Raw genomic sequence first — 4,762 nt, 5'->3', positions numbered from 1 at the left:
GCGACCTGCTGCGCGTCGCTATCTATGGCGCTCGCATGAGCGGTTTTTTCCTGAGCACCCGTCTCGACATCTCCTGCCGGTTTCGCAGGGGCCATCACTGGATCATTAGCCTCCGGACCAACCGCGCTATAGGGGTCACTTGGGGGCAGAACATCGATCGGTGGTTGGCTCGAAAGCGGGTTACGCTGAAGTATTGTGCTCGTGTCGCCGGGATAGCGACGCATCAGCCCAAGCAGGGTGCCATTGGTCCAGCCAAAGCCGATCTGCATGGGATATTCACCCCCACCCTTGCCTCCGGTGGCACTGATCGTCGGGGATTCGACATCGTATTTCTCGAGCAGCACACCTGATTTTTCATAGGTGCCGATCACACGCGCCATCCAGCGCCGGGCAATGGTCTCGGCCAGTTCCGTATCGCCGTAGTTGTTGAGCCCCTTGATGGCCATCCACTCCTCAGGTGCCCAGCCATTCGGCGCGTCCCATTGCTGCCCGCTCTCATGGTCGGTCGCCATGATGCCACCGGGCCGCAGAAGCTTGTCCCGGATCGTTTCCGCAACCGCCATCGCCTGATCCTGCGACGCAATACGCAGGAAAAGGGGCATGGCTGTCGCCGCTGAGAGCACATCGGTCAGGCGACCCTTGCGCCAGTCATAGTCGTAAAAGGCCTGACGATCATCGTCCCAGAACACACGCCGCATGACGGCAACACGCTCATCAGCGCGCTGACCATAAAGCCTGGCCAGCTTGCGTTGCCCTGTCAGGGCGTAAGCGTGTTCGAGTGTCTGCTCCAGATGCACCATCAGCGCGTTCACCTCGATGGGTGCCAGATCGGTCGTATGAATGGTCGCCAGTGTATGGCCATCGGCCAGCCAGCGTGACGAGAAATCCCAACCGGTTTCCGACCCGGCCCGCAGATCACGATAGACATCTGCAGGCGCGCGCGATGGCGCGCGGGCAGCCGTTGCAACGTCTTCAGGATAACTCTCATCACGGGGCGTATCGAGATCATCCCAATGGCGCAGCAGCAGGGTTCCGTCATTCAGGCGCACCACATGGCGATAGGCCTGACCCGGCTTGAGCGTGTCCGCCCCTTCCATCCAGTAGGCGTACTCTTTCTGCAATTGGGGGAGGTAGCGTTTATAGGCCCCCTGCCCGTCATGCTGCGCCAGAAGATCGACCATCAGCGAGAAGAAAGGCGGCTCTGAACGGCTGAGATAATAGGTGCGTGTGCCATTGGGAATATGGTCATAGCGATCGATCAGCGATGCCATATCGCCGATCATCCCGCGCAGCAGATCCCATTGCCCGGTCTCATACAGACCGATCATGGTGAAATACGTGTCCCAGTAATACAGCTCCGAAAAACGGCCTCCGGGCACCACATAGGGATGAGGCAGGGGTAGAAGCGAGGAGTAGGACATGGGCTTGTCAGGCTGACGTGTCAGAACGCCCCACATGCCCTGGATGTAATCGTAGATGTTCTCATCCGCCTTGCGTCGATAGGACACATCACGCCTGATCGGCGGCGAGAAGTGCTGCTGATAGAAATCACGCAGATTGAAATCCGGATGATGCCGCTGCGTTTCCCAGTCGTTCAGGAGATCGGCTGGGGCCTCGTCCGGGCGCGAATCAGCGACATTCTTGAAGTCGGGCGCCAGATGCGCACCGCCGATGGCGGCGAAAAGCCCACCCAGCGCGATGGAAGGCGAACGCAGATCCTGCGGCACGGAGGCGACATGCAGCGACTGTGCGGCTTCGCTTGCTACCGTAACGCGGCGTGATGGTGCCTGCGAGCCTGTGCTCTCGGGCTGCGTCGCTGGTGACGCAGCCGGGGAGTCACTCGCCTTGCTCGCCTTTTCCGGATTTTGGGTTTCTTTTTCCGTGCCCGTTGCATCGATATGCGCTGGAGTCTGGGGATTCATTGCGCTGGAGGCAGACGCCTTAGCTACGGCGCTATTGTCCTGAGCCTGCGCCCAACCTCCGCCCAGAACGAGCAGGGACACACCCAGACAAAGCAGTTTCGACGCCGATAATTTACGCTGACGCGTCCATTGCCCAGCGTTTCCGGGCTGGCGTTGTGGCGAGAAAGCAAGGGAATGGCCCGACTGCGTCATGAACTCTCCTTGAGCGCGGTTCTTCAGTGAACACGATCCTTCAGGGGCTGGTTTGCCTTCTCCGTATCAGGCTCCCGGCCTGACCGGGCAGCAGGCTCTTCGCAATCTCGCCCGGACGGCATGGCATTGTTTTGTCATGCGCACCCGCGCTGTCCGATGGCATTGGAGAGTCCTGTTGAGACATGGACGATGCATGCCACTGAAGGACGGGTTTTGATGATGAACAGGCCAGAGCTGAAGAGGTTGCAAAACAGCACACGAACCGTCTTCTTTCTGACGGGGGCCATATTTGCCCTCTGGTCATGCCTTGTCCCCGTCGTGAAACATCATGCAGGGCTCAATGATGGCAGCCTGGGCCTGCTTCTGCTTTGTCTCGGCTGCGGGTCCGTGCTGGGCATGCCTCTCGCCGGATTATGGGTGGGCCGCTGGGGCTGTCGTCCCGTCGCCCTTGGCGGGCTGGGCCTTGCCGGCGCGGTACTGCTGCCCCTGTCATGGCTGAGTTTTCTGCCGGGGCTGGCATTGGGCATTTTCCTGCTGGGCGTCGGGCTCGGTGCGGTGGAGACAGCCATCAACATCCAAGCTGTCGAGGTCGAGCAGCGCAGCGACACGCCCCTGCTTTCGGGGTTTCATGCCTGGTTCAGCATTGGAGGGGCCGCAGGCGCTGCGGCTTCTCCTGTGCTCACCCTGACCGGTATGCCGCTCTGGTCCATCATCCTGTCAGGACAGATCCTTGTGTTTGTTCTGGCCCTTCGTGTGTGGCCCGGACTGCTGCATCAGCCCGAACCGGGCGGTGGCGAAGGTTTCGCGCTGCCCCGTGGGCTGGTCTGGGTGCTGGGACTCCTGACGGGCATTGCCTTTCTGGCCGAGGGCGCGGTGCTCGACTGGGGGGCTGTGTTTCTGCAGGGGCGATCCTCGTTCGGCATACAGCCGGGCTGGGGCTACGCCGTGTTTGCGGCGGCCATGACCCTTGGGCGACTGAGTGGCGACCGCGTCATTGCACTATGCGGGCGTCCGCTCATCATGGGTCTGGGCGGGCTCTGCGCGGGGAGCGGATTTGCGCTGGTCGTGATGGCCCCTAACGCCCCGCTCGCACTGGCGGGGTTCTTCCTGATCGGGCTTGGCTGCGCCAATATCGTGCCTGTGCTGTATAATTGCGCCGGGCGACAGCGGGTCATGAAAGCCTCGACCGCCGTCGCAGCCATCACCACCCTAGGCTATGCCGGGATTCTGGCTGGACCGGCCCTTGTGGGTGCGGTCGCTCATGCCACCAGCCTCTCCAGCGCTTTCCTCATGCTGGCAGCCCTGATGATTGTTGTGGCCGGATTCTGTCGTCTGGCCCGCCAGAGCTGACGCCACCAACCCGGCCATCGGGGATGTTTTTTATCCCTGTGTCGGGTTTCCCCTCGCATTTGAAGGGCGGAGAGGCCATGTGTCTGGGTTCAAGAAGGAGCTTTTGGGAATCATGACCTCTCACGCCGACGCCACGCCCCTTTCTGCCCTTGCTGTGACCGATCGCCTGTTTTTCGAACGGGCAGACAGCACCCTGACGCGGGATGAGGCGGAGAAAATCGTCAGCCGGTCGCTTGAGGGCATCGAGGATGGCGAGCTCTTCCTCGAATATCGCGAAAGCGAGTCCATTGTGCTTGATGACGGCGTGATACGCTCCGCCAGCTTCGATACGTCATCGGGGTTCGGTCTGCGTTCCGTCATCGGTCCCGAAACCGGCTTTGCGCATTCCGACGAGATCAGCAAAAGCGCTCTGGAGCGTGCAGCAGGTGCGGTCTCGGTCGTGCGTCAGGGGCGCAGCGGCACACCTGCCGCGCCGCCGCAGGCCACGAACCGCCGTCTTTACGCACCTGAAAGCCCCCTGAGCGATACGGATTTTGCCGCGCGCGCCGCCGTACTGGGTGAGATCGACACCTATGCGCGTGGTCTCGGGCCCGAAGTGGTGCAGGTCTCGGCCAGCATCGCGACAGAGTGGCAAGCGGTACAGATCATGCGCGATTCAGGTTTTCGCACCGCCGATCTGCGCCCCCTCGTCAGGCTCAATGTGTCGGTGGTGCTTGAGCGCGATGGACGTCGCGAGAGTGGCAGCCGCGGTATGGGCGGACGCTACAGCCTGTCACGCCTGCTGGGGCGCGAAACATGGCAGGAAGCGGTGGACGAAGCGGTACGCCGCGCCAAGGTCAGTCTCGAGGCCGGCCCGGCACCCGCTGGCGAAATGGATGTCGTGCTCGGCCCGGGCTGGCCCGGCATCCTGCTGCATGAAGCGGTCGGGCACGGGCTGGAGGGTGATTTCAACCGCAAGGGCACGTCGAGCTTCAGCAATATGGTCGGCAAGCGCGTGGCCGCCCCCGGCGTGACCGTGGTGGATGACGGAACGCTGGCTGAAGGGCGCGGCTCACTGACTATTGATGATGAAGGTACTCCCTCGGGTCGCACGGTCATGATCGAGGATGGCATCCTGCGCGGCTTCATTCAGGACCGGCTGAATGCCCGACTGATGGGTGTGGCGCCAACCGGCAATGGGCGTCGCCAATCCTATGCCCATGCGCCACTGCCACGCATGACCAACACCCTCATGCTGGGCGGTGATGCCACAACAGAAGAGATGATCCGCTCGACCAGAAAGGGCCTCTATGCGGTCG

General features: G+C 61.9%; 3 protein-coding genes. 2 read left to right on the top strand and 1 reads right to left on the bottom strand.

Going from position 1 to position 4,762, the window contains the following annotated elements:
- The coding region (gene treF / locus P792_RS0118585) for an alpha,alpha-trehalase TreF (RefSeq protein ID WP_023978320.1) at window positions 1–2,114 on the bottom strand (2,114 nt) is incomplete at its 3' end.
- A 216-nt stretch (window positions 2,115–2,330) separates the two neighbouring features.
- Here treF and P792_RS26375 point away from each other — a divergent pair.
- Window positions 2,331–3,464 (top strand): MFS transporter, encoded by a 1,134-nt coding sequence (locus P792_RS26375; RefSeq protein ID WP_023978319.1) that lies wholly within the window; start codon window positions 2,331–2,333, stop codon window positions 3,462–3,464.
- A 112-nt stretch (window positions 3,465–3,576) separates the two neighbouring features.
- Window positions 3,577–4,762: TldD/PmbA family protein (locus P792_RS26370; protein ID WP_035439601.1), on the top strand; the 1,186-nt coding region annotated here is incomplete at its 3' end.

The sequence above is a fragment of the Asaia sp. SF2.1 genome (assembly GCF_000505765.1).
In the GTDB taxonomy this organism is placed as follows: domain Bacteria; phylum Pseudomonadota; class Alphaproteobacteria; order Acetobacterales; family Acetobacteraceae; genus Asaia; species Asaia bogorensis.
This window is presented reverse-complemented; position numbering and strand designations above follow the sequence as displayed.

Coding starts and splice junctions, on each gene's coding strand:
- P792_RS26375 (WP_023978319.1), top strand. CDS start 2,331: ATGATGAACAGGCCAGAGCTGAAGAGGTTGCAAAACAGCACACGAACC.